The 22702-nt window shown below is 54.6% G+C and carries 19 protein-coding genes; 3 read left to right on the top strand and 16 right to left on the bottom strand.

All coding sequences use genetic code 11. The features are described from left to right. Nucleotides 1-15 precede the first annotated feature (15 nt). From FEF65_RS01545 to FEF65_RS01495, 11 genes are all read right to left on the bottom strand, one after another. Nucleotides 16-873, bottom strand: coding sequence for a RibD family protein (locus tag FEF65_RS01545; RefSeq protein WP_138238008.1), 858 nt, complete (start codon nucleotides 871-873; stop codon nucleotides 16-18). Nucleotides 874-1030: 157 nt separating this feature from the next. Continuing rightward, nucleotides 1031-2302, bottom strand: coding sequence for a tetratricopeptide repeat protein (locus FEF65_RS01540; protein ID WP_138238007.1), 1272 nt, complete (start codon nucleotides 2300-2302; stop codon nucleotides 1031-1033). Continuing rightward, a complete protein-coding gene (locus FEF65_RS01535) occupies nucleotides 2299-3783 on the bottom strand; it encodes a secretin N-terminal domain-containing protein (RefSeq protein ID WP_161595150.1) in 1485 nt (494 codons plus the stop codon). The genes FEF65_RS01540 and FEF65_RS01535 overlap by 4 nt, the downstream gene beginning before the upstream one ends. A 28-nt stretch (nucleotides 3784-3811) precedes the next feature. Then, nucleotides 3812-4318, bottom strand: coding sequence for a hypothetical protein (locus FEF65_RS01530; protein ID WP_138238005.1), 507 nt, complete (start codon nucleotides 4316-4318; stop codon nucleotides 3812-3814). Next, nucleotides 4318-4926: a hypothetical protein gene (locus tag FEF65_RS01525; protein ID WP_138238004.1), complete on the bottom strand. Its 609-nt coding sequence runs from the start codon at nucleotides 4924-4926 to the stop codon at nucleotides 4318-4320. The genes FEF65_RS01530 and FEF65_RS01525 overlap by 1 nt, the downstream gene beginning before the upstream one ends. Beyond that, nucleotides 4926-6389 (bottom strand): hypothetical protein, encoded by a 1464-nt coding sequence (locus FEF65_RS01520; RefSeq protein ID WP_138238003.1) that lies wholly within the window; start codon nucleotides 6387-6389, stop codon nucleotides 4926-4928. Before FEF65_RS01520 ends, FEF65_RS01525 begins: the two co-directional genes overlap by 1 nt. Next, entirely contained in the window at nucleotides 6389-7318 is a 930-nt protein-coding gene (locus FEF65_RS01515; protein ID WP_138238002.1) for a type II secretion system protein, read from the bottom strand. Before FEF65_RS01515 ends, FEF65_RS01520 begins: the two co-directional genes overlap by 1 nt. 215 nt (nucleotides 7319-7533) lie before the next feature. Further along, complete coding sequence (locus FEF65_RS01510) at nucleotides 7534-7956, bottom strand: hypothetical protein (RefSeq protein ID WP_138238001.1); 423 nt, start codon at nucleotides 7954-7956, stop codon at nucleotides 7534-7536. Between the two features lie 99 nt (nucleotides 7957-8055). Beyond that, the gene (locus FEF65_RS01505) at nucleotides 8056-9270 is read right to left on the bottom strand and encodes a type II secretion system F family protein (RefSeq protein WP_138238000.1); all 1215 of its coding nucleotides are present in this window, start codon (nucleotides 9268-9270) and stop codon (nucleotides 8056-8058) included. Next, a complete protein-coding gene (locus FEF65_RS01500) occupies nucleotides 9263-10918 on the bottom strand; it encodes a GspE/PulE family protein (RefSeq protein WP_161595149.1) in 1656 nt (551 codons plus the stop codon). Before FEF65_RS01500 ends, FEF65_RS01505 begins: the two co-directional genes overlap by 8 nt. A gap of 405 nt (nucleotides 10919-11323) precedes the next feature. After that, complete coding sequence (locus tag FEF65_RS01495) at nucleotides 11324-12076, bottom strand: type II secretion system protein (protein ID WP_138237998.1); 753 nt, start codon at nucleotides 12074-12076, stop codon at nucleotides 11324-11326. Between the two features lie 118 nt (nucleotides 12077-12194). Here FEF65_RS01495 and FEF65_RS01490 point away from each other — a divergent pair, with 118 nt between their 5' ends. The 3 genes from FEF65_RS01490 (at nucleotide 12195) to FEF65_RS01480 (ending at nucleotide 14078) form a co-directional block, all read left to right on the top strand. Then, nucleotides 12195-12440 (top strand): DUF6868 family protein, encoded by a 246-nt coding sequence (locus FEF65_RS01490; RefSeq protein WP_138237997.1) that lies wholly within the window; start codon nucleotides 12195-12197, stop codon nucleotides 12438-12440. 116 nt (nucleotides 12441-12556) lie between these two features. Further along, complete coding sequence (gene ung / locus FEF65_RS01485; protein ID WP_138237996.1) at nucleotides 12557-13258, top strand: uracil-DNA glycosylase; 702 nt, start codon at nucleotides 12557-12559, stop codon at nucleotides 13256-13258. 37 nt (nucleotides 13259-13295) lie between these two features. Then, nucleotides 13296-14078: a DUF4197 domain-containing protein gene (locus tag FEF65_RS01480; protein WP_138237995.1), complete on the top strand. Its 783-nt coding sequence runs from the start codon at nucleotides 13296-13298 to the stop codon at nucleotides 14076-14078. A 177-nt stretch (nucleotides 14079-14255) separates the two neighbouring features. Here the strand turns inward: FEF65_RS01480 and FEF65_RS01475 are convergent, their stop codons facing one another. The 5 genes from FEF65_RS01475 to FEF65_RS01455 form a co-directional block, all read right to left on the bottom strand. Further along, nucleotides 14256-14738, bottom strand: coding sequence for a hypothetical protein (locus FEF65_RS01475; RefSeq protein WP_176582335.1), 483 nt, complete (start codon nucleotides 14736-14738; stop codon nucleotides 14256-14258). Nucleotides 14739-15243: 505 nt separating this feature from the next. Next, entirely contained in the window at nucleotides 15244-15867 is a 624-nt protein-coding gene (locus FEF65_RS01470; protein WP_138237994.1) for a transglycosylase SLT domain-containing protein, read from the bottom strand. Nucleotides 15868-15870: 3 nt separating this feature from the next. Then, entirely contained in the window at nucleotides 15871-19668 is a 3798-nt protein-coding gene (locus tag FEF65_RS01465; protein WP_170304402.1) for a DUF3683 domain-containing protein, read from the bottom strand. A 189-nt stretch (nucleotides 19669-19857) separates the two neighbouring features. Further along, nucleotides 19858-20121 (bottom strand): 30S ribosomal protein S20, encoded by a 264-nt coding sequence (gene rpsT / locus FEF65_RS01460; protein ID WP_138237993.1) that lies wholly within the window; start codon nucleotides 20119-20121, stop codon nucleotides 19858-19860. 127 nt (nucleotides 20122-20248) lie between these two features. Beyond that, entirely contained in the window at nucleotides 20249-22699 is a 2451-nt protein-coding gene (locus tag FEF65_RS01455) for a type IV pilus secretin PilQ (protein ID WP_238701105.1), read from the bottom strand. Nucleotides 22700-22702 lie beyond the last annotated feature (3 nt).

Raw genomic sequence — 22702 nt, 5'->3', positions numbered from 1 at the left:
TCCATCAGAACACCGTCATTCAACCACATTCAGCGCAAGCATTTCCGGGCCCGCAGCAGCATACCTGATGGCATAACGGGCAAATAATTGCGATGAATCGGGCTGCTGATCCAGATATAGTGACTCAAGCTGCAGCTGTGTTGACTGAAGCAACGCTCCATACGTGATCGTATGAAATGCTTCTCCCCCCAGCAAACCAAGATGTGTGGTCAAAAACAGCGCATCGAGCGCACCGGCCGCAAGCAGTGTATGGTGAACCTCAGGCCCGGCCACCATATAGGCACTGCGGTAACCGCGCTCACATAATTTCCGGCGCAACAGGGCGCCATCCACGCGCACATCGCCGGCCAGCAATACAGGGTAGCCCTGCCGTTCAAAAAAAGCTCGTCTGGCTCCATCCGAAGCCGTACAGGTCGCAATCAATACCTGTCGATCATTCAGACAGCGAAGCTGTTCAGGCGGAATATCGAGACTGGCAGAAATCACCAGCACATCCGGCTGTGGTTGCAAGCCCTGTTGCTGCCGCCACATGATCAGGTCAGTGCTGTTTTCTTCGCGCCCCAGTGAGAGCAGATCCTGACTGCATCCTTTCGCCTGCTGGCGAAAATATCGGGCCGAAGTCAACATGATATCCGATTGTGCGGCCAGCTCCTGGTAGAGCCGCCAGTCGCGCGGATTGGCAATCGAGGCGGGGACAACAAACTCATGACCATCGTCACTGAGTGTGGCAATACGCCCATCCAGACTGGCAATATAATTGGCGTAGATAAAAATTTCGTTTTCGGGTGCCAGCCGGTGCAACCCGTTGTTCAGATAAAGACCATGCAGCGCCCTGCTCTGGCCCCCCGGCGGAAATAGCTGCTGCACACTCATGGCTCAAGCATAACCACAGACAGGTTTAAAAAAAGAGGAAGTGTTGCATGGACACACGCTGCGACGATCTGTAAACAATCAGAACGCTCGCAACGCATAAGCAGCTCAATACTTTCATACGGATACGGGAGAGATATGCCTCCCGTATCCGGCAAAACTACATACCCGAAAGAACCTTCTCTCTGACATCATTATACTGCGGGTCATTGGCGGTCAGAATCAAAAAGCGGGTATATGACTGGTTCGCCAGCTCCTTGTTACCCAGCTTGTCCGCACAATAGCCTACATTAAGATAAATGCGCGGCAGCTCACCGGCATAATCTTTTGCCACATTGAGGATGTTAATCGCCTGCTGATAGTTGTTGCGCTCTTCTTCAACCACAGCCTTCTCAATCCAGAGCAGTCCATTATCCCCCTGAATCGACACAGCCTTGCTGATAAAGATATTGGCCTGATCAAGGTTTTTCAGCTGCAGGGCAGCTGTCGCAGCCCAGTACCACGCATGCCAGTCCCGATTACTCTCTTTCAACAGCGGAACCAACACGAGCGATGCTTCCTTGTATTCCCCCATCTGCACCAGCACCTGGCCGTACAACAGGCGGGCCTTGTCGTGATCAGGGCTTACCGCCAGCACTCTGGCAAGCATGTCTGCCGCCTCAATGAACTGTTTACCTTCGACCGCACTCTCTGCCTGCATAAACAGCCGCGATGGCGAGATATTTTCAGTGCGAGCCTTGCTGGCGCGCGCCACCATTTTAGGGGCGGCAACAGCGGCATTGGGGTTACCATCGCTCTGGAAGCGGGCTGCCTTGCTGGTGTAAACCTTACCGCCAAGCAACGGGCGCAAGCGCTGCTTCATCACAGAGATGCGCTCATCCGGAAATGCGACCACATACCAGGCATGATCCTTGCGGTATGGTGCATAGACCATCAGGGCACTGTTTTTCTGCCCCAGATGCTTGAGCTGACGCAGTGCAGCCGACTGATTCACATACACGCCGCCAAAGATCAGCTCCTGCTGACCGGGCAAAGCATCAATGCCCGACTTCCAGACACGAACAGCCTCATCGACATTCTTCTGATCAAAATAACTCCAGCCGGTAGCCAGCCAGTGCGGATCATAGGCCGCGTTACCTTCCGTCGTGGCCTCCGCCGGTGACGGGGCGACTTCAGCAGGTGCGCTCTCTCCTTCTGCACTGTCGGCTGGCTGATCAGCAGCTGCAGCGGCCTCATCAGCCGGAGCCGCCTCAGCCATTGCCAGCTTCATCACAACCGGTGCCGTTACAGCGGCTACAAGCGAAGTGTCGCCAGCCACCGCCGGCTCACTGCCACCACTCATACGATCCATTTCAAGATTTGCAGCCTGCGCGAGGGTCGCAGAAAACGGTACTGCAAGGAGAGCAAACGCAATGACGCGGAAGTTTTTCATAGCATCCCCCTCTCAACACTCTCATCGGTAATCACATGCGGTGTCATAAAAATAACCAGCTCTTTCTTGCGTTTGGATTTGTAGGTACTGGAAAATGCCTTGCCTACGCCGGGCAGACTGCCCAGACCGGGAATTTCACGGGCATTGTTACTCGTCTCATCCTGAATCAGGCCGCCGAGCACCACGGTCTCGCCGGTAGCCACCCGAACCAGCGAGGCGGACTGACGAATATCAAGGTTGGGGGCAACGGATGTCACCACACCATTGGCATCCACTGCCGTACTGACACTGGCAACACGGGTAATCACAGGGGAGACATCGAGAATCACCCAGTTTTCCGCACTGATCTGAGGCGTCACATGCAACACAATACCTTCGGTCACCACCTGCGGGGTATCGGTCGAGTTGGTCAGCGGCAGACCGACAGCAGACGGCGTCACCTGCGTGGTTCGTCTGAAGAAGGTACGATCGGTACCCACCTTGATCATGGCCGACTGATTGTTAAGGGTGACAATCTTCGGTTTTGAAATCACCTTGACATCGCCCTGATCTTTCAGCGCATTGATCGCGGCAGAGACATCACCGTGACGGGCATTGTTATTGGTGACGGTTGCATTGAACGTCGGTGGCAATGCGGCATTACCTGCTGCGGTATTGGTGATCGCTGTTGCCGTGGAAAAGACAAAGTTCAGACCGAGCTGACCCGGGTTCACCCTTGACCAGTCAATGCCCAGCGCCTGATCCGAATTCAGTGTCACCTCGACAATCTCCACCTGGATCTCCACCTGACGGTGAACGGCAGCATTGACCTGATTGAGAAACTCGGCAATCGCTTCAACCTTGCTGTGGGTGTCCGAGACCTGAATGGTGCCGGAGATACGGTTGATCACAATATTACCTGCACCTTTGCTCACCATGCTTTCAAGCTGGTCCTGCAGCTCATCCCAGAAGTTGATTTTATCCTCATGTTCCAGTGAAACGGAACCGGCCTGGCCACCACCGGCACCACCGGAGCCACCGGTAGAGACGGTGGCATTGCTGTTACCCTTATCACTGCGGGTCAGGCGAATGTAGTTGACGTGAAACAGGCGCGTTTCCATATGATGGACGGTGATCAGCACCCCCTGCTTCTTCCAGTAGTAACCATGACTGTCGAGAATAGCAGCCATGGCCTGATCAAGCGGCAGATTGTGAAAACTGACGGTGACCTTGCCGGTCAGGTCCGAGTCGGGAACAATATTCAGCTGATTCACCCTGGCAAACAGCATCAGGGCATCCTTGACTTCAAGACCTTTAGCCTCAAAGCTGAATACATCCTCTTTCTTCGCCCGCGCCGTTTGGCCCATCTCGCCGGGAAGCACCAGCCTCTCGGAAATGCTTAGCGGAATGCTTCTGCCCTCAGCCTTCGGCGCTGCTTCCTTTTTCTCCACTGATTTTTCCTTGCTGACATGTGGCGGCACACACCCTGATATCAGAAACATGCAGCACACCAATAATCGCGCCAATAACCTATTCATCCCTGCTCCCGCCTGACTGTACTTTAATTTTTTTGGTATGGGTCCCGAAGGTGAGGATCACATACTGCGCCGTCACCTTGCTGAAACGAAACCCGTTCAACGCCTCACCTTCATGCATCACATGCCCGTCCACCACGGCAAAGCGGCCACCGGATGTAATGGCAACGGCTGAAACCCTTGGCCATGCCGGCTCTCTGTCTTCCGGGGAGATGACATGCTCAACCGAAGCCGCCACTGCTTGCTCACGGTATTCATGAAAAGGGTTGCCCACATTTTTGACAGCAGCCAATGCCGCCCAATCGGTATTTTTCTGCGCATCGGCATTCTGCTGCTGTACAGAACGTGGAGCCGGTACTGCCGGCACTGCAGCGGCTTTGGAGCGCTGCGAGAAAAAGCTGTAGTGGCCCATCATCGGCTGAACCACATTGATATAGACTGCCGCAACAGCTGCAACACAAAGCAGCGCCACAAACCAGGGCTTTTGCATCAGAGATTGCATTATCTGTTCCCGTTCACCGGCAGTGCCAGCTCGTCCCTGCGCATCCATACGCTGAGATAAATGGTTACATCCTGAAGGTCCTTGGCATTCCCCTGAGCCGTGGTGTGATCAATTTCCATGCGATAACCCGTCGTCATCAGCAGATTACGGGAAAAACTTAATATCGCATCGTAGGCTACAGCCGTGTTGAGCTTCTCACCGGTGGTAAAGGTCAGTGTCACCGGCACCTCAAGAAGATCGGAAAACCTGGATGATGGTTTGGGGGGCTCCGTCCTGTAGTCCATATCGATATGATGAATCCTGGCTTGCTGAATCAGGGCATCCAGCCAACGGACCAGCTCGGCATTGCCGGACATAATCCGCTGATCCTCCAACTGCTGCAATTGCAACATTTTCTTCTCGGCATCCTCAGCCTGCCATAGCAACTTCAGGCTATCGATGTCATTCTGAACCGAGGCAATCTGCCGGGCCAGACTGCGGGAGCCGTAAAGCAGCGCCAGACGGGTATTCAGACTCCAGTAGAGTGCAATCACACTCACAGCCAGAATGGTGACAATGATGATGCGACCGGCCCAGGTAAAACGGACAAAGTTGACAATTTTAGACATCATTGCAGTGAACCCTTGAAGTTAAAGCGCAGCTGCTGACGACGATGCGCACCGCCTGAATGCAACACCTGATCAAGATTTCCCTGCCAGTCTTCCAGCTTCGCATTCAGCGGCCGGGACTCAAGCGCCTTCCCCAGTGATTCGATATAGGTCACAGCCTCGCCGACAGGAACATTGGCTCCCATCATCCCATCGATCACAAAAGTCCATTGCCCCGCCTTTGTATCCACCACATTCACTTTTAACAAAATCATTTTTGATGGCATCGCTTTGCCAAGATAGCGGAGGAAATTAACGCCGTGTTCACCGGCAGAGTTGACTGAAAAATAATCGATACGACGCGACTGCTCCTCAAATTGCTGCTGGCTGCTCTCCAGTGAGCGCAACTCCGACTGCAAATGACGCAACTCCTGACGTCCGCCAATCACCTGCTGGGAGTTGGCAATAATATATTCGACCTCACCCACGACCAGTACGGCCGAAACAGCCAGCAAGCCGGTACCCGCCACCGTCCAGCGCAGCGAGTTATGTACAAGGTGTGACCGGCGCACCGCTGCCGGTACAAGGTTGGCCGTACTCTCACCACGAAATTCGGCCGCATCCATAGCCCAGCAGTAAGGATGATGCCAGTCATCATCCGGCAGAATAAACTCAAGCTTCAGGTTTTCTTTCAAAAACTCTTCGAGTTGCGTGGAAGACTCACCGGCAACCGAAACCTTGTTGATCAGAGCGGAAAACTTCTGCTTGGCATAGAGCACCGAGAGCTCCACATCGCGCAACACCTGCTGATAATTATCCTGCGCTGAATAGGGCAAATCGCGGATAAACAGAATCTTGCCCGATCCCCTGGCCACCAGAATATCGGTCTTGCCGGCAAAAGATGCCAGCAGCACCAACGTCTCTTCGGGATCGATATCCAGTCGACAGATATGAGAGTTCAATACCTCGGCAAGCGGTACAATCGCTTTCGGATAGAAACCGATCGCAAGCATCCGTTCGATGATCTCATCAAGATCCGTTTTCGGCATCATATGCATCAACACATGATGCTTGCCACTGCGATCATCCGATAATGCGTTACTCCAGCTCCAGGCGGCATCGCCGACAAATGTCTGCTCGGTTTCAATCTGGCGGGCCAGAAAACGTCGCAGGTCCTTGTTTTTCACAGGCGGAGCCTGCACCTGTGAATGGCTCATCTGATCCTGATCCAGCACCATAAACACTTCGCACTCGGCACCGATACGAAGACGCCCTTTGGCCTTGATCAACGCATCCCTGAACTGATCTGCCGTGTGCACAGGGGTATCCGACTTCCATCGCTGCGGCAGATGCCGGCCACGATAATAGACCACATGCACATCACCCTGAATCCAGCTAACCCCGAGGGATTTGGACCCTCTGAACAAACGGCCCGACGCCAGGCGATGCAGTAATCGCTTGCCCTGCTGAATGATCGTCGACATTAATTTCTAAACCAGGCGTTCTGCCCCGGCGTCACCACCGCACCTGCAGCATTCAATACCGGCGCCACCACCTGATCATAGCGGTAGCTGGCAAAGCCGTTGACGAGGAACTCCTGTTGCAACACAGGAACAGCACCTTCGGCATAGAGCGATACACGGGTACCCGGCATCAGATACAGATCGGTCGGCACCATGGCTGCCGCTGCATTCGGCAGAAGGATCGGAGCAGCAACAGGCTGCCCCTCAACCCTGTAACTTGGAGCAAGGACATTGTTCACATTATTTTGCAGCAACACATGATTGAACAGATAGGAAAGGTTGATGCGTTTGATCACCACCGAATCCCCTTCCACGATCGGAGGCAGTGCGGCGGCAGGATTGCCCTGCTGAGGCTGATCCCAGACCGCCTGAAACTGCGCTGCCGTCAGGGCTGCCGGACGGGCCACGGCAGCAGGCTGAAGATCGGAGACAATCATAATGCGCGGGCTGTTCGGAGCTGCAATCGGAAACGTGGGCACGGCAGCCACTGCTGCTGCGTTCTGGTCATAGCCCAGAAAAGCGCCGCCCAGGGTAAAAAAACCGGGATCGATATAATAGATTCGATTGATGCCCTTTTCATTTTGCTGAATCTTCGTCGGAGGCAATGCCGATTGAGCGGCCAGCTCCTGAAACCACGGACCTGCCACTGCACCAACCGGTGTCACCAGCACCTCGCCACCGGCGACCGAAGGAATGCGACGTTTGGTCAGAATATATTGTTCAAGATCAAGGGCCAGATTATTCAGCGTTTTGGTTTCCGCATCGGCATAACTGATATCCAGACGTTTGATCAGGTTAGGGACAACCATGGCGGCAAAGACGGACATAATTGCCAAAACGCCTATCATTTCAATCAGCGTAAAGCCATACGCCTGTCGAGCGGATCTCATATGATTGCTAAATCCCCGTTTCCTTTACATCGATATACCCCAATGCAGACGAATGGGGCCGGAATTAATCTGACCCGCACATCACACAAACACCAAGCTGCATTACAAAAGGCATTTATAAATGCGCAGGTGAGCATTGTGGAATGAAAGCATGGCTCTCAATCTGCTCACCTGCGCCGAATACAACCTGAAATCAGGCCGCAATGAACCAGTGATCAGTGACGACTGGTGTATGAGTAACGAACAGAAGAGGCGCCGGAAACACCTGCAGGAGCACTTGCAGCGGTCACACCACCGGCAGCACTGGCTGCTGCGACTGGTGCAGCAGCGGTCACACCACTTGCTGTACCTGCGGCCACAACACCTGCACTCGGAACCACGCCGGCAGTACCACCAGCCACGGCTGCGCCCGCCGCTGCCGCACCGGCAGCTGCTGCAGCAGCACCAGCTGCAGCGGTCGCTGCCGCTGTTGTTGCGGTCGTTGCAGTTGCAGTTGCAGTGGATGCATGCTCACCATCACTGCTGTGCTCACTCTGTTTTACATCATTCTGATGCTTGTGCTCACCATCACCTGCCCAGGCAACAGGGCTGGCCATCATTGCAAGTACTGCAACCGCACCCACGATATGCTTCTTCATACTCCACTCCTGTACATAAATAAAATCGACTTAACTATCGCATTTTCGTGTTACATCATTGTGACACAAGCATTTAAGTCAACTAAAAATTATCCCCCGCTAATGCACTGCGCTTAGCAGGCCCAATATAGGCATAAAGATCGATAAGGCAACAAAGCCGACCACGGCAACCAGCACCATAATAATGGCCGGCTCCATAATCGAGAATATCTTCTGAATTCTACGAGGAATTTCCTCATCATAAAATGCCGACACATGATCGAGTGCCTGATCCAGATTACCCGTCGACTCGCCGATTGAGACCATGCGCAACACCATCGGCGGAAACACCGCATGCATGCGGAATGCTGCCGTCAACTGCACACCTTCGGAGATATCCTGTGCGATCTCGTGCAGTGATTTGGCCAGGTAGATACTGCCGACCAGCTGACGACAGAACTCCAGTGCCTCCAGCAACGGCACCCCCACCCGGTACATCGTCGACAGATTTCGCGTCAGTCGCGTAATCGCAATCATGCGGTTGAGTTCACCGAACAGCGGTAATTTGAATTTCACCCGCTCATACAGATAGGCAAAGCGCTCGGAGACATGCAGCGCTGCCGCCACCATCACCACGGCAATCACCGGCACAGAAAAGACAATCGGCCAGAAGCTGGCCATAAAATCACCCACCCCGATGACAACACGGGTCGGCATCGGCAACTCCACACCAAGCCCCACCAGCAAGGCTGTAAATTTCGGAATCACAAACGAGAACAACAACATAATAAACATCACGGTTGCGACCAGCACCATACTGGGATAGATCGTCGCCTGCCGCACATCCGCCTGCAGCCGCTCCAGCCAGCTGAAATAGCTTTTAAGCTCGGTAAAGGAGGCAATCAGGCTGCCGGAGTACTCACCTGCAGCAATCAGGTTAACCATCACATCAGGGAATGCCTTCGGATAGGCCCTCATCGCTTCGGCAAAACCACTACCCGACTCCACCGCCTGCTTGAGATCAGCCATCAACTGCCGCAAGGTGGGATTCCCCAGCTCTTCCGACATCGCCTCCAGCGACTCCACCAGCGGCAAACCGGCCCCCAGCATCGGAATCATGCCGGTACAAAACTCAATCAGATCCTTGCGCTTGACCTTCTGTTTTCTGAGCGCGCGCTTGTTACTTTCACCAGCCGCCGCCTGTTGTTTGGCAGAAATAAGCCACAACCCGTCCTGCTTGAGTTTTTGCTCAAGGTCCGCCTCATCCAGCGCCGACAAAGAGCCACTGACGGTCTTGCCGGCACTGTCGGATGCCCGGTAGCGATAATCAGGCATCGTTCACAACCCGCAACACTTCATCCACACTGGTCAATCCAAGCGACACCTTTTCCAGTCCGTCCTCCATCATGAAGGTCATGCCATTGCTGCGCAGCATTTCACGCCCAATGCGCTGATCCTGCATAATCGCATCATGATACTGATCACTCATCGTCAGCAGCTCATAAATAGCAAGCCGCCCTTTGTAACCATGGTTACAGCGATCACAACCAACCGCCTCCCAGAACTCCATTCCCTTAAGGCGCTCAAGCCCCACCCCGAGCCGCCCGAGTACCGCCTCATGCGGTTCATGCTTTTGCTTGCAGTGCGGACAAAGCTTGCGCACCAGTCGCTGTGACAACACACCGAGCAGACAGGATGGAATCAGATAGGGCTCCACCCCCATATCAATCAAGCGGGGAATGGCACCGGCGGCATCATTGGTATGCAAACTGGAGAGCACCAGATGGCCTGTCAGGGCGGCTCGAATCGCCAGCGTGGCCGTCTCGGCATCTCGAATCTCACCCACCAGGATAATATCGGGATCCTGACGCAAAATCGCCCTTAAACCATTGGCAAAGCTGGTACCCACATCCGGGTTCACCTGCGTCTGCCGCACCAGCGGCAACATATATTCCACCGGATCCTCGAGCGTGAAAATACTGCGATCAATCGAGTTCACACTACCGATGGCCGTATACAGCGTTGTCGTTTTACCCGAACCGGTCGGACCGGTCACCAGAATAATGCCGTGTGGCGCATGCACCAGGCGCGAAAACTGCTGATAATGCGCCTTCGACAACCCCAGACTATCCATACTCATCTGGCGCGGATTGGAGTCCAGCACTCGAATCACCACGCTCTCACCATGCACCGTAGGCAAAAAGGAGATACGCAGATCCACCTGACGCCCGGCAAAGCGGAATGAGGTACGACCATCCTGCGGAATCCGGTGTTCGGTCACATCAAGTTTCGACATCACCTTGATACGGGTCGAAAGCGGCGCATACAGCTCGGCCGGAATCAACTGCACCTGCTGCAACACACCATCCACCCGCATACGCACACGCACGGTTTTCTCACCCGGCTCGATATGAATATCCGTGGCACTGCGCTTGATCGCCAGGGCCAGCAACTGATCCACCAGTCGCACCAGTGGCGACTCGCCCAGCTGCCCGTCCACGCCGAGCCCCTGATTCAAAATCAGGTCGATCGTATCCTCAATGCTCAAGCCCTGTGCATAGTGATGATCGATCACGCCCTGGATATCACTATCGATCGCGCCCTTGACCTCAATCATCATGCCGGTCTGCTTGCCGAGATAATCGATAGCCACCACATTGAAGGTATCGGACATCGCAACGATCAGCTTGCCATCCTCGCGATAGAGAGGCACCACCTGATAGCGCTTGGCGGCGGCATACGGGATCAGCTTCAGCAACTCGTCATCAAGGATCATGCCCTTGAGATCAACGACCTGCGCACGTGTCTCATCCGCCAGCAGCCCGGCCAGCTCCGACTCGGAGATGAAGCCGAGGTCTACCAGTACCTCACCCAGATGCCGCCCGCGCCGCTTATGCTCACGCAGCGCCAGCTCCAGCTGCGTCGCACTGATAACCCCTTTTTTTATTAACCGCTCACCCAGACGACCCGTATTCTCAGACAAAACCACTCTCCTTTAAGGAAGCGCTGATTCATTCGGCGCTTCCGCGCGAGCCATGGACGGCTCGCCAAATCAGACGCGAAAGTGCCTGATTTGTAAGCAAAGACAAAACCACACTTTTGTCTTTGCGAACTGATTTTTGCCAGGAGGGCAATAAATCAGCATCTCCTTAACAGCAAACCCTGTGACTGATTCAGTGTTTGCCACACAAACCTGAAACCTGACTGTTCATCAGACAAGCATCATCACTGTTGCATCCTACCTGTCGATCAGGGATACACTGAAGCACGATAGACATACGCGATTCAGGGCATTCCTGAGCGACAGAAACTCATATCGCAGCGCAGATATAAAAAAGGCCCGGACAAACCGGGCCTTTTTCATTCACAGAAACATCAGACTGTGTAATTAACGAGCGCCGAGGAAAATCCAGACGGCCACATCGGCATTACGAACCGGCAGCGCAGCAGGACCAGCCTGTGCTGCAGCAAAGGTCGCAGCCTTGAAAGCAACCACACGACCAGTCTGCCACCAGTTAGCAGCACCACCGGCAACACCGGCCGCACCTGCGTCCACGTCGCTGTCCAGTGCATTACTGATACGCTGTGCCTCTTCGAAGCTCAAACCGTCAATCACCATGTAGGAGATATCGTTCTTGAGTGCATTCGGGTTACCGGCAGGAGCAGCACCGTTGGTGTAATCAACAATACCGTCACCGTTAATATCGAAGCTCACGATGGTACCCGGGAAGAGACGGGTGGACTCAACAGAGATATTGGAGTTCGGATTCAGCGGATTGCTCAGCTGCTTGTCCAGGTAAGGGCCACGCCAGCCACGAATCGCAGCACCCACCACACCGGCAGTAGCAGATGCGACAGAGTTGGTGATCATCTCATTGAAACCGGCTGCAGCTGCAGGACCGGCCTGGTGCTCAGGGAAGCGACTGGTATCTTTGTAGAAGGAGACTACCTCGGTACGAACGTTGCTTACGTCCGAAAGCAGGGTATCCACCTTGGAATCTCTGATGGCATCGAAAATCTTCGGTGCAACCATGGAAGCAAGTACTGCGATCACCGCCAGTACACCGATCATTTCGATCAGCGTAAAACCGCGCTCCCTTTCATTCAATCGACTGTTATTCTGCTGTATGCGTTCCTGCATATCATTCCTCCGTTTTCAAGTTGTAAACGGTTGGGTATAATCCTTACCACAGCGGATAAATCAAGCGTCACTTGTGTGACATCGTTGTGACACATCAATCCAGATCGGGAGCCCTGACATGGATATCAACACAATTCGGCAAGCACTGCTGCTCTCCACACTGATCAACATGGGCATATTAATCTTCTGGGCCCTGTTATTCATCTTCGCACGTGATGTGATCTATCGCCTGCACACACGCTGGTTCGCCATATCATCCGATCGCTTCGACGCCATTCATTACTGCGCCATGGCCTTCTATAAAATTGCCATTCTGCTGCTGAACTTCACGCCGTGGCTCGCCCTCACCATCATCGGCCCATAGGAAATCGCTGATTCATTCAGTGCTTCCATGGCTGATACCGATCATGTGAACAGGATGGCAATCCATCAGCAACACCATACACTTGCGCCCATGACCAACCGGACTGACAACAACCCATGAAAAGTATCTCGCCATCATGGGATCCTTATCTGGCAGAGGAACTGACCCTTCCCTACATGCAACAGCTGGCTGATTTCCTGGCAACAGAGCCACTCACCTGCCCACCCGCCTCAATGCGCTTTGAGGCTTTTCAGCAAACGCCGTTTGATCAGGTCAAGGTGGTCATTCTCGGCCAGGACCCTTATCACGGTCCGGGACAGGCCCATGGCCTTAGCTTTTCCGTACCACCCGGCATCAAAGTACCACCATCCCTGCGCAACATTTATCGCGAGCTCCACGATGACCTGGGCATCAAACCAGCCGACCACGGCGATCTGACCAGCTGGGCAAAGCAAGGTGTTTTATTACTCAACACCACCCTCACCGTTGCGGCAGGCAAGGCGGCCTCCCATCAGAAGCGGGGCTGGGAACCCTTTACCGATCAGGTGATCCGGACCCTGAATCACAACAGGGAGCATCTTGTATTCATGCTCTGGGGCAGTGCATCACAGGCAAAGGGGAAAGACATTGACCCTTCACGCCACCTGATACTCGATGCCCCTCACCCCTCACCGCTATCAGCCTATCGGGGTTTTTTCGGCTGCCACCACTTTTCCAAAGCCAATCACTGGCTGCAGGCACACGATATGGAGCCGATCCACTGGCAGCTTCCCGATATCGCACCGGCACATTTCCAACAGACATTGCATTTTTCCTGACTACACTGCCCCCATCTACCGGCAAGGAGCACCTCCCATGAAACAACGCGCTTACAACACCCTGATCGCCACTATCGTGGCCTGCACGGCTTGCGGCACTGCCTCTGCCGCCGGCTGGATGGACCAGGCAACCGGCCTGCTCAATCAGCTCGGCAATGCCAGCCAGACCGCAACCCCTGCCACATCGCAGGGCTCAAACAGTGCGATGACCAACCTATCCAACAGCGATGTCGTCGCAGGCCTGAAAGATGCCCTCCGTGTCGGTTCGGAAAGGGTGGTCGCCCAGCTGGGTAAAGCCGACGGCTTTAATGCCGACCCCAAAATCCACATCCCTTTACCGGAAAGCATGCTGCAGGTGAAGCGGGCTCTGACCGCCGTCGGCATGGGCAGCATGATGGATGACCTTGAACTGCGCCTGAACCGCGCGGCAGAAGCAGCCACCCCCAAAGCCAGGACGCTGTTTGCCAATGCCATCAAAGCCATGAGCTTTGATGATGCGAAAAAGATCCTCAGTGGCCCTGATGATGCCGCCACCCGCTATTTCAGGGACAAAATGAGCAAACCACTCAGTGATGAGATGAAACCGGTCATTGAAAAATCCATGGCCGAGGCGGGTGTAGTGCAGGCCTATGATGCAGTCATGGGCAAATATCAGTCCATGCCGCTGGTACCCGATGTAAAAGCCAACCTGACCGGCCACGTGATCGACGGCGGCCTGAACGGCATCTTCACCTATATGGCCAGCGAAGAGGCGGCCATCCGCCACAATCCGGTTGAGCGCACCACCAGTATCCTTAAAAAGGTTTTCGCCGGTCAGTAATACCGACAAAAGTCACCATATACCATAGCGTGGTGACCTGATATGCCATTGAATAGGGGTATGGCCATCGCGCATCATCAGTGGTGGCCATACTCAGGGCTTTCTGCTCAACGATTCGGTTTCCGGCAAGCGAGCTTATACTCGCCAGCACAGCCCCCGACAAACCGTCATCTGCACCTATGCCCCCGACTTTTCCTTGTTTGACAGCTCTTTCGGTGACTTCACGCCTTCCGGTACTGCATATCCTTTCAGAGCCTCTTCACCTGACACTGACTTCACACGCTCCACCTTGTCTTCCCTGTCATAATAAACTTCCAGAACAACCTCGGTTCCGTCTGACATACCTTCCAGCGGAGTACCAATCGCCTCCCAAAGCCCCAGCGTTACCACATCCGCTGCACCATGGAAAAGAGCTCGTCCTGCCTTGGCGGATTTGCTATACCCCTGAACAAACTTATATAAGTCCATACGACCCGAGTCAGTAGCCTCTGTGTACACCGGCGTCCCCAACTCGGCAATCACATGTCCCCGGTCTGAACCTGCCTGCAATACACTCAGATCTTTTTTCTCAGGTTGCTTGGACGCCATATAGACCGAACATGAAGCAAGAGGGAGCATGACCAATAGAACACACACAAATCTTGCAATAAACTTCTTCATCAGTAACTCCCCTGTTCCCCGCAAAAAAACACGACCATTGCCTTCCCGACACACCATGAAATCCGCTGCAGCCACAGGCTGCGAAAATAGGCAATTTCATCACAAAGAGCAGGGCCGCGACACGCCCGCCAGGAATCAACCATCACCATCCACAGTCGCTAAGGAATCGCTGATTCATCCAGCGATTCCGAGCGGGCCATGGACATCCGTCCAACCGGCTTCCTGCCTCTTTGTCGCGCTTTTGCCTTTACGGACTGATTTGCCACGATGGCAATAAATCAGCATCTCCCTGGACGCCATCTGCAACGACAGCTTCGCAGTATAGCCGATTTATTCCTCACGTCTTGTCAGCCAAATGGATGACATCAGCACCGGCGACTGGAAGATATATCCGACGTTCCCGTATCCACTCCGGCACACTGGCGCCTGACCATGGAAGAACTGAATGTTTGAGCCCTCTGATGCTCATCACAACGTGAAGGAAGCGTTACACAGACTTAAGAGCCTAAAACGGCCACAGGCTCCAGCCACTGTCGAGATCATTCTTGCAACGGGCCAGCTGAGCGGCGTACATCTTTGAGCGCCGCTCCACCTTGCGCGCCACTTTTATCAGCCATGGCTTCTTCAGGTAGGTTTTGCGCAACCAGCCACCATGCCCCTCATGGTAGGCCAGGTACTGGTTATAGGCATCCCACTTGGATATCCCGAGTTTTTTATGTGAAAGGTTGCCATACCAGCCGATAAAATCGCTGGCATCCTCGAAGTCATCACGATCGGCCCCGCTATTGCCGGTGGAACGGATATACCAATCCCAGGTTGAGTCGAGCACCTGCGCATATCCGTAAGCGGTGGTGACCTGTCCCCATGGAATAAAACCGAGCAGCGTATCATCCGGTGCCAGTGCCTGACTGCGAAAACGGGACTCCTGATGCATGATCGCCAACTGCACATGCACCGGTACCCCCCACTTTTTAAAGGAGTGATTGGCATATTTATACCAGTCGTCCTTCTCCCGGAAAATGGAACAGCCATCATCCAGATGCTTCGGTGGCGAAGTGGCACACCCTCCGAGCAGCAGCTGCAATAACAGCAGCGGCCATAACAACAGGAGGGAGATGCGTCGATGCATGGGTTACATCAACACCCTTTCGATACCGCCATTTTTCACCTTGTCGACAAACGCCTGCTGCCACCCTTCACCATGCAGATGACGGGCCAGCTCCACCACGATGTAATCGGCTTCAACCGCCGTCTGCCCCTCAAGCCGTGAAAGCCCCTGCAGACAGGATGGACAGGAGGTCAGAATCTTCTGCGGTTCGACACCGGGAAGCTGGGCACTGGCCCTAGCCATCTCCTCTTCCTTGCGTGCACGGATCTTGCCGGCAATGGCCGGGTTAGCGACAGCCAGGGTCCCCGCTTCACCACAGCACTGCTCGGATTTAACCGCCTGACTTCCCAGCAGCGAACCGATGGCAGCCTGCGTACCATGACGCTTCAGTGGAGAATGGCATGGCACATGATACATATACTCAACGCCGCTCACCCCTTCCGCCTTCACACCCTGTTCCATCAGGTATTCGTGAATATCAATCAGCGGTGCACCCGGGAAAACTTTTTCAAGCTCATAACGGGTCAGCTGATCATAGCAGGTGCCACAGGAGACAATCACCGCCTCAAAATCAAGATAGGAGAGCGCATTTCGAATCCGGTGGAAGAGCACCCGGTTATCGTAGCTGATCTTGTCACCCTTCTCATGGTCACCACCCGCAGTCGACGGGTAGCCACAGCAGAGATAGGACGGTGGCAGCACCACATTCAGCCCCTGCTCATAGAGCATCGCCTGAGTCGCCAGACCCACCTGGGAAAACAGCCGCTCCGAGCCACAGCCAGGGAAATAGAACACGGCACGCCCGTTCGCTTTGGCCGGATCGCGCAACACAGGAATCATATTGCGATCACGCGATTCGATGCCGAGCTTCTGACGAGCCGTCCCCAGCGGCAGGGATGGCAGCGGACGCTCGATAAAGTTGATCACCTGTGCCTGCACACCTTCCAGATTACGCGTTGCCGCCGGCTTTTCGCGCACCAGACCACTGAGTTTACCCAGCTTGTTGAGCATGCGGTGGCCCGCATAACCCCAGCGAATGACCACTTCGCGCATCAGATGCACGGCCCGCGGGTCCTGCAGCACCAGGAACAACATCGACAACTTCGAGCCCAGATTAAAACGGGACTGCCCCTTATCCTTGAGCAGCGCGCGCAGCCGTTCGGTCACTTCACCGAAATCAATGTTGACCGGGCATGGCGTTTCACACTTGTGGCAAATCGTGCAGTGGTCGGCCACATCATGGAGGCCGGCAAACTGCTCGAATGAAATGCCGGCACCGGTCTGGGACTCATAGAGGAAGGCCTCGATGATCGCACCGGTTGCCTGAATCTTGTTACGCGGCGAATAAAGCATGTTGGCTCGCGGGAAATGCGTATTGCAAACAGGCTTGCATTTACCACAGCGCAGGCATGGCGAAATCGACTCAGACAGCTCGGTCAGATCTGCCGCCTCCAGAATCATCGACTCCATCTCCAGCAGGTTGAAACTCGGCGTATAACTGAGCTGAAGATCGGTATCAGGCCTGAGCTTGCCACGATTAAAGAGCTGATGCGGATCATGGCGATCAAGATAGGCCGCCGTCTCCTCCAGCAGATCACGCGGCATAAACTGCAGCTTGGTAATGCCGATACCATGCTCACCGGAGATCACGCCACCCAGCTCAACCGCTTTCGCCATCACCTTTTCAACCATCCGATGCGCCTTTTTCATCATCGGATAATCGTTGGAGTTCACCGGGATATTGGTATGCACATTGCCGTCGCCGGCATGCATATGGGTGGCAATCACAATACGGCTGGAAAGGGTCTGCTTGTGGCACTGGCGCACCCCGTCAATCAGCGCCTCATGCCCGCGCAACAGATCAAACAGCGGCGCCTCCACCTCCTTGCGATAGGAGATGCGCAACTCGCCGCGCTGCATCAAACGGAATAACGGCTCACTGCGCTTATACTTCACCTCATGCAGCAGATACGCTGAATCCTTGCATGGTGCATCGAGTGACTTCAGCAGATGGCTCCAGTTCTCACGGATCCGCGCCACCAGCTCCTGACCCTTGATCAGCTTGTCCTGCAGGAAGGCATCATCCTCAATACCCAGCCCCTGTTGCTCCAGCCGGTTACCACCGATTCTTGCCTGCGTCTGCTTCAGATAACGGCCGATCGCATCAAGCACTTCAATCTTGTTACCAATCGAGTTTTCAATATTCAGGTGCTCGACATAGTCATTATATTCAGACAAACGCGGCAGCGGGATCACCACGTCTTCATTGAGCTTGAATGCGCGGGTATGTCTGGCAATCGCCGCCATACGGCCACGATCACCCCAGAAACGGCTGCGATCAGCACTTGTGGTGGCGACAAAGCCCTCACCGTCACCCTGCGATGCCAGGCGGCAGATATCGGCACAGGCCTTACCGACAATACGATCATCATCACCCGATACATCGATCAGCAGCACAACACGCGGCGCCTCACGACGGGTTGATTTGGAGATATATTCGATGGCCTTGACATATTTCGCATCGAAATGCTCAAGCCCCTCCAGATGCGCCCCCGGCGTAGCATCCACATGTTCCTTGATATGCACCATGGCACGGGTGGCCTTACTCAGCTCCTGGCCGAAAAACTCGCAGCAAACCGTACGGGTCACCGCAAACGGGCGATGCAGAATAAACGTGGCTTCGGCAATAAAACCGTCCGTGCCCTCTTTCTGAACACCCGGAAGCCCGCCCAACGCCTTGCGCGTCACATCCTTGCCGAGCCCCGCCTTACGGAAGATGGAACCATCAAGATTCAACATCTCGACACTGAGCAGCTCACCGGTCACCGCATCCGTCCGGGTCAGGCGGAACTGTACCTCACCCGCCTCATGGATCTTGCCCATGCTATGATTGACGCGCTCAACCAGCAGCCAGTTACCGTCCGGTGTCACCATCTTCCATGACAACAGGTTATCAACGCAGGTTCCCCAGATCACGGCATGCTTGCCGCCGGCATTGGAGGCGACATTACCACCGATGGTACAGGCCCACAGACTGGTCGGATCGGTTGCAAACACATACGGTTTGGATGCATCCATCACCTTGCCGGTGACAGCACCGGCACCGGCGGTAATGGTCGCCACCTCGCCCTTGTCGCCCACATGCTGCATCACCACCGGATCAATCCGGTCGAGCTTCTCGACATTGATCAGCACAGCATTATTGGAGAGTGGTACAGAGCCACCGCACAGACCGGTGCCGCCACCACGTGGAATCACCACAAGGTCCTGCTCGGCAATGCTCCGGATCAAGCCGGGTAATTCATCCGCACTATCCGGTGTAATGACGCAAAACGGCGCATGATGACGCCAGTCGGTCGCATCAGTGGCATGATGGGTCAGGGTAAAGGCGTCAAAATGGATATTATTCGGATGGGTATAACGGGCAAATGCCTTGCGGGCACGATTGCGCTTTGCCGGCTCCTGATCAAACCAGCTGTAAAACTCCTCCAGCAATCTGCTGGTGCACGCAGCCACCTTGGAAGCACGCGGATTATCCTCCGCCCCGGCCTGAATATGGACCAGACGATCATGATGGCGGCGATGCATCTGGCGGCGACGCTTGCTGTTCTGCAGCAGGTCATTACGCAAAAAGATATTGCGCTCAACCATCCACAGATCGCCGAGAATCTCAAACAGCATTCGCGCCGAGCGACCGGTACGTCGCTGGGTACGCAATACATTCAGATCATCCCATGCATCCTCGCCGAGAAAGCGAATAACCACCTCACGATCCGAGTAGGATGTATAGTTATAGGGAATTTCACGGATTTTCTCAGGCAAGGAGCCCTCCATGCGTATCACTTCAAAGTCACGGGCGAGGATAATGGTCACACCAGATGAAAAAAACCTTAATCACACGTACCGGATCAGCCAATCACAACCTTGTCGACATGGTACGGGGCTTTGGCCGATAAAACAAAAAGCCCGCCATGAAGGGGCGGGCTTTTTTCAAACAGTTACTGTGAAGAATCAGGCGATCGCTTTCACACGTGCGTTCAGGCGGGACACACGACGGGACGCCTGACTTGGGTGGATCAAGCTCTTGCGGCCAGCACGGTCCAGCAGGGATGTCGCCTTCTTCAGCGCTGTCGCTGCAGTTTCCTTGTCACCGGCATTCACGGCTGCGAGAACCTGCTTGATAGCAGTACGCATTGCCGACTTCTGAGCACGGTTCTGAAAACGCTTCTTTTGATCCTGGCGTGCACGTTTCAGTGCAGATACATGATTTGCCACGTTTTAACTCTCCTTGCAGCCGATCGCTGCGTCTGTTCTGAGGCGCGAAACCATAGCGTCCCGCCGTTTTCTGTCAACCGTTGTTTATCATATCGTCATCATGACACACAAGATCGCCCGAATGACTTCAGCTTCCCTGATTCGCGGAGCCCTTGTCATCGGCAATAATCGTCGGCGTAATGAAAATGAGCAACTCATTGCGGTTGTTCACCTTCTGTTTGCGCTTGAAGAAATTACCGATGAACGGAATGTTCTGCAAACCGGGCACACCATTCACCTGATCGGATGTGGTTTGTGAATAGATACCACCCAACACAACCGTTTCGCCATTCTTCACCAGCAGCTTGGTCAGGATCTGCTTCTTGTCAATGGTCGCAGGGCCACCAGCCACCGGGTTGGCTACCGGCGTATCCTTGTTTACCACCAGCTGCATAATGATCCGCTTGTCGGCAGTAATCTGCGGCGTCACCTTCAGTGTCAGCTTGGCACTCTTCAACTCGGAAGCCGTGGTCGTACCGGCAGCACTGACCGTCGTCACCAGGAACGGAATCTGCTGCTCCTGCTCAATCAGAGCCTCCTGCAAGTTACTGGTAAAGACTCGCGGACTGGAGACCACCTTGATCTGCCCCTCCTGCTCTGCAGCCGAAAGCTCAAGATTGAGATTCAGCGCGCCATTAAGCGTTCCCAGCGTATAACCGATGGCACCACCGGAACCGGCACCGACCGCCGCTCCCAGGTCAACCACGTTGGTGCCCAGCCCCTTGCCGGTCAGGGTTTGTGTTATATTACCTGCGGCACGGGTTGCGGTACCACCCCACTTCACACCCAGATCACGTGAGAAGGTATCGGTTGCCTCAACAATGCGCGCCTCAACCATCACCTGCTGCATCGGCTTGTCGATCACGGCAATCAGGCGCTTGATATTATTCAACCGCTCACGGGTATCGGTGATAATCATCGTGTTACTGCGCTCATCGAGCATGATCACACCACGATCGGACAACAACTTAAGCTCACTGGAGGTCGTGGTACTGCTTCCTCCGGCATCAGTGGCAGCACCGGTTGCAGAAGAAGCAGCCGTAGAGGTCACCGATGTCTTCACCGAGCCCCCTTCCATAATAGTTTTGACATCATTCACCGAGGCGTAACCAAGCGTGATAAACTCGGTCTCCAGCGGTGCTATATCCTCTGCACTCTGCACAGCCTGTTTTCTGGCACTGGCATCATCATTAAGCACCTGCAGCGGCGCTATGCGAATCACATTACCCGACTGTTCCTTACCCAGCCCCTTGGCGGCCAGAATAATATCCAGCGCCTGATCCCATGGCACATCCACCAGCCGCATGGTCAGCACACCCTTCACATCATCGGACATGATAATATTAAAGTCGCTCATCTCAGAGATCAGCTTCAACGCATTACGGATATCAATGTCCTTATAGTTAAAGGTGACCTTCTGGCCGTTATAGATCTTTTCGCTTGCCACCGCCTCGTTACCTGCACGGCTGGCTACCACGAGATCCTGCGGCTTCATCGTCACGGTCAACACATTGCCGCTCTGATAGGATGAAACCACAGATTTCTGACGCAGACGGGTGACAATGCGTACATTCCTGTCAACCGCATAGGAGTCGATCTGCTCAACCGGCCCGGGAAACGCACGCACATCCTGACTGCGCTCCTGACCGGGGGCCAGGCGTGCCTTTTTCAGATCCAGCACCACCTTGCCATCCTCTTCCTGCAAATTGATCACCGGATTGGCACTGTCAGTGCGAATGACCAGATGAGCAATGCGATCATCCGGCTGGAAATCAACCGCCTCAACCACAACAGCCCCATCCTTCGGCACCGCGGCCACTGCACCAAAACGAATCACCATCTGGTTATTACCGGCGTCGATCTGATGACTGTCTCCACTGCCGGCTCGCAGATTCATAACCAGACGCAAACGGCCATCGGCGGCACCGACGGTGACATCATTGACGCGCTGGGAAGAGTAGCTGTAGTACTCCTTCGGCAACATCGAGCGGCCACCCCAGAAATCAACCACCATCGTCGATCCGTCATTGGTCACCAGAGCATTATGGTTGGCATCCATATGCTGACCGCGCAACACAAGCTCGGTCACGCCGCCCTGATCACGCACTTCGATATCCTGCAGCTGTGCACCGGCCCCCTGATCAGCCGCCACCTGTTTTGGCGTGAAGGTCAGCAGCAGATCAGCCGCTTTTTCCGTAATCGCATAGGTTGCTCCGGGCGCCATGGCAATCTCGACCCGTACCCCATCCGCATCCTGCGTCGGGGTGATCATCTCAACCGCGCCCTGCCCCTTCATCGGCACCACATCCGGCCCCATCGATGAGTGGGGAAACTGCAGCACCAGTCTGGCTGGCCCCTCAAGATTAAACACCTGGTACTCGATCGGCTCATCCAGAGAGATCCGCAGGCTCTGCCTTGATCCATCCGCCAGCAGGTTCAACCCCTGCAACGTTGCCGCCTGCAACTGCGGCGCAAGCAGGCAGGTCAGCAGCATGATCACTGCACTCCACGCAAGTCTGTATCCTGTCTTCATTCCCATCCC

It is taken from the genome of Mariprofundus erugo (assembly GCF_005818865.1).
In the GTDB taxonomy this organism is placed as follows: Bacteria; Pseudomonadota; Zetaproteobacteria; order Mariprofundales; family Mariprofundaceae; genus Mariprofundus; species Mariprofundus erugo.
This window is presented reverse-complemented; position numbering and strand designations above follow the sequence as displayed.

What these genes read in the sequence shown, in the direction of transcription:
- FEF65_RS01455 (WP_238701105.1), bottom strand. Translation starts at nt 22,699, where the DNA reads ATGGGAATGAAGACAGGATACAGACTTGCGTGGAGTGCAGTGATCATG.
- FEF65_RS01505 (WP_138238000.1), bottom strand. Translation starts at nt 9,270, where the DNA reads ATGCCTGATTATCGCTACCGGGCATCCGACAGTGCCGGCAAGACCGTC.
- FEF65_RS01530 (WP_138238005.1), bottom strand. Translation starts at nt 4,318, where the DNA reads ATGCAATCTCTGATGCAAAAGCCCTGGTTTGTGGCGCTGCTTTGTGTT.
- FEF65_RS01540 (WP_138238007.1), bottom strand. Translation starts at nt 2,302, where the DNA reads ATGAAAAACTTCCGCGTCATTGCGTTTGCTCTCCTTGCAGTACCGTTT.
- ung (WP_138237996.1), top strand. Translation starts at nt 12,557, where the DNA reads ATGAAAAGTATCTCGCCATCATGGGATCCTTATCTGGCAGAGGAACTG.
- FEF65_RS01510 (WP_138238001.1), bottom strand. Translation starts at nt 7,956, where the DNA reads ATGAAGAAGCATATCGTGGGTGCGGTTGCAGTACTTGCAATGATGGCC.
- FEF65_RS01475 (WP_176582335.1), bottom strand. Translation starts at nt 14,738, where the DNA reads ATGAAGAAGTTTATTGCAAGATTTGTGTGTGTTCTATTGGTCATGCTC.
- FEF65_RS01520 (WP_138238003.1), bottom strand. Translation starts at nt 6,389, where the DNA reads ATGTCGACGATCATTCAGCAGGGCAAGCGATTACTGCATCGCCTGGCG.
- FEF65_RS01490 (WP_138237997.1), top strand. Translation starts at nt 12,195, where the DNA reads ATGGATATCAACACAATTCGGCAAGCACTGCTGCTCTCCACACTGATC.
- FEF65_RS01525 (WP_138238004.1), bottom strand. Translation starts at nt 4,926, where the DNA reads ATGTCTAAAATTGTCAACTTTGTCCGTTTTACCTGGGCCGGTCGCATC.
- FEF65_RS01480 (WP_138237995.1), top strand. Translation starts at nt 13,296, where the DNA reads ATGAAACAACGCGCTTACAACACCCTGATCGCCACTATCGTGGCCTGC.
- FEF65_RS01545 (WP_138238008.1), bottom strand. Translation starts at nt 873, where the DNA reads ATGAGTGTGCAGCAGCTATTTCCGCCGGGGGGCCAGAGCAGGGCGCTG.
- FEF65_RS01495 (WP_138237998.1), bottom strand. Translation starts at nt 12,076, where the DNA reads ATGCAGGAACGCATACAGCAGAATAACAGTCGATTGAATGAAAGGGAG.
- FEF65_RS01535 (WP_161595150.1), bottom strand. Translation starts at nt 3,783, where the DNA reads ATGTTTCTGATATCAGGGTGTGTGCCGCCACATGTCAGCAAGGAAAAA.
- FEF65_RS01470 (WP_138237994.1), bottom strand. Translation starts at nt 15,867, where the DNA reads ATGCATCGACGCATCTCCCTCCTGTTGTTATGGCCGCTGCTGTTATTG.
- FEF65_RS01515 (WP_138238002.1), bottom strand. Translation starts at nt 7,318, where the DNA reads ATGAGATCCGCTCGACAGGCGTATGGCTTTACGCTGATTGAAATGATA.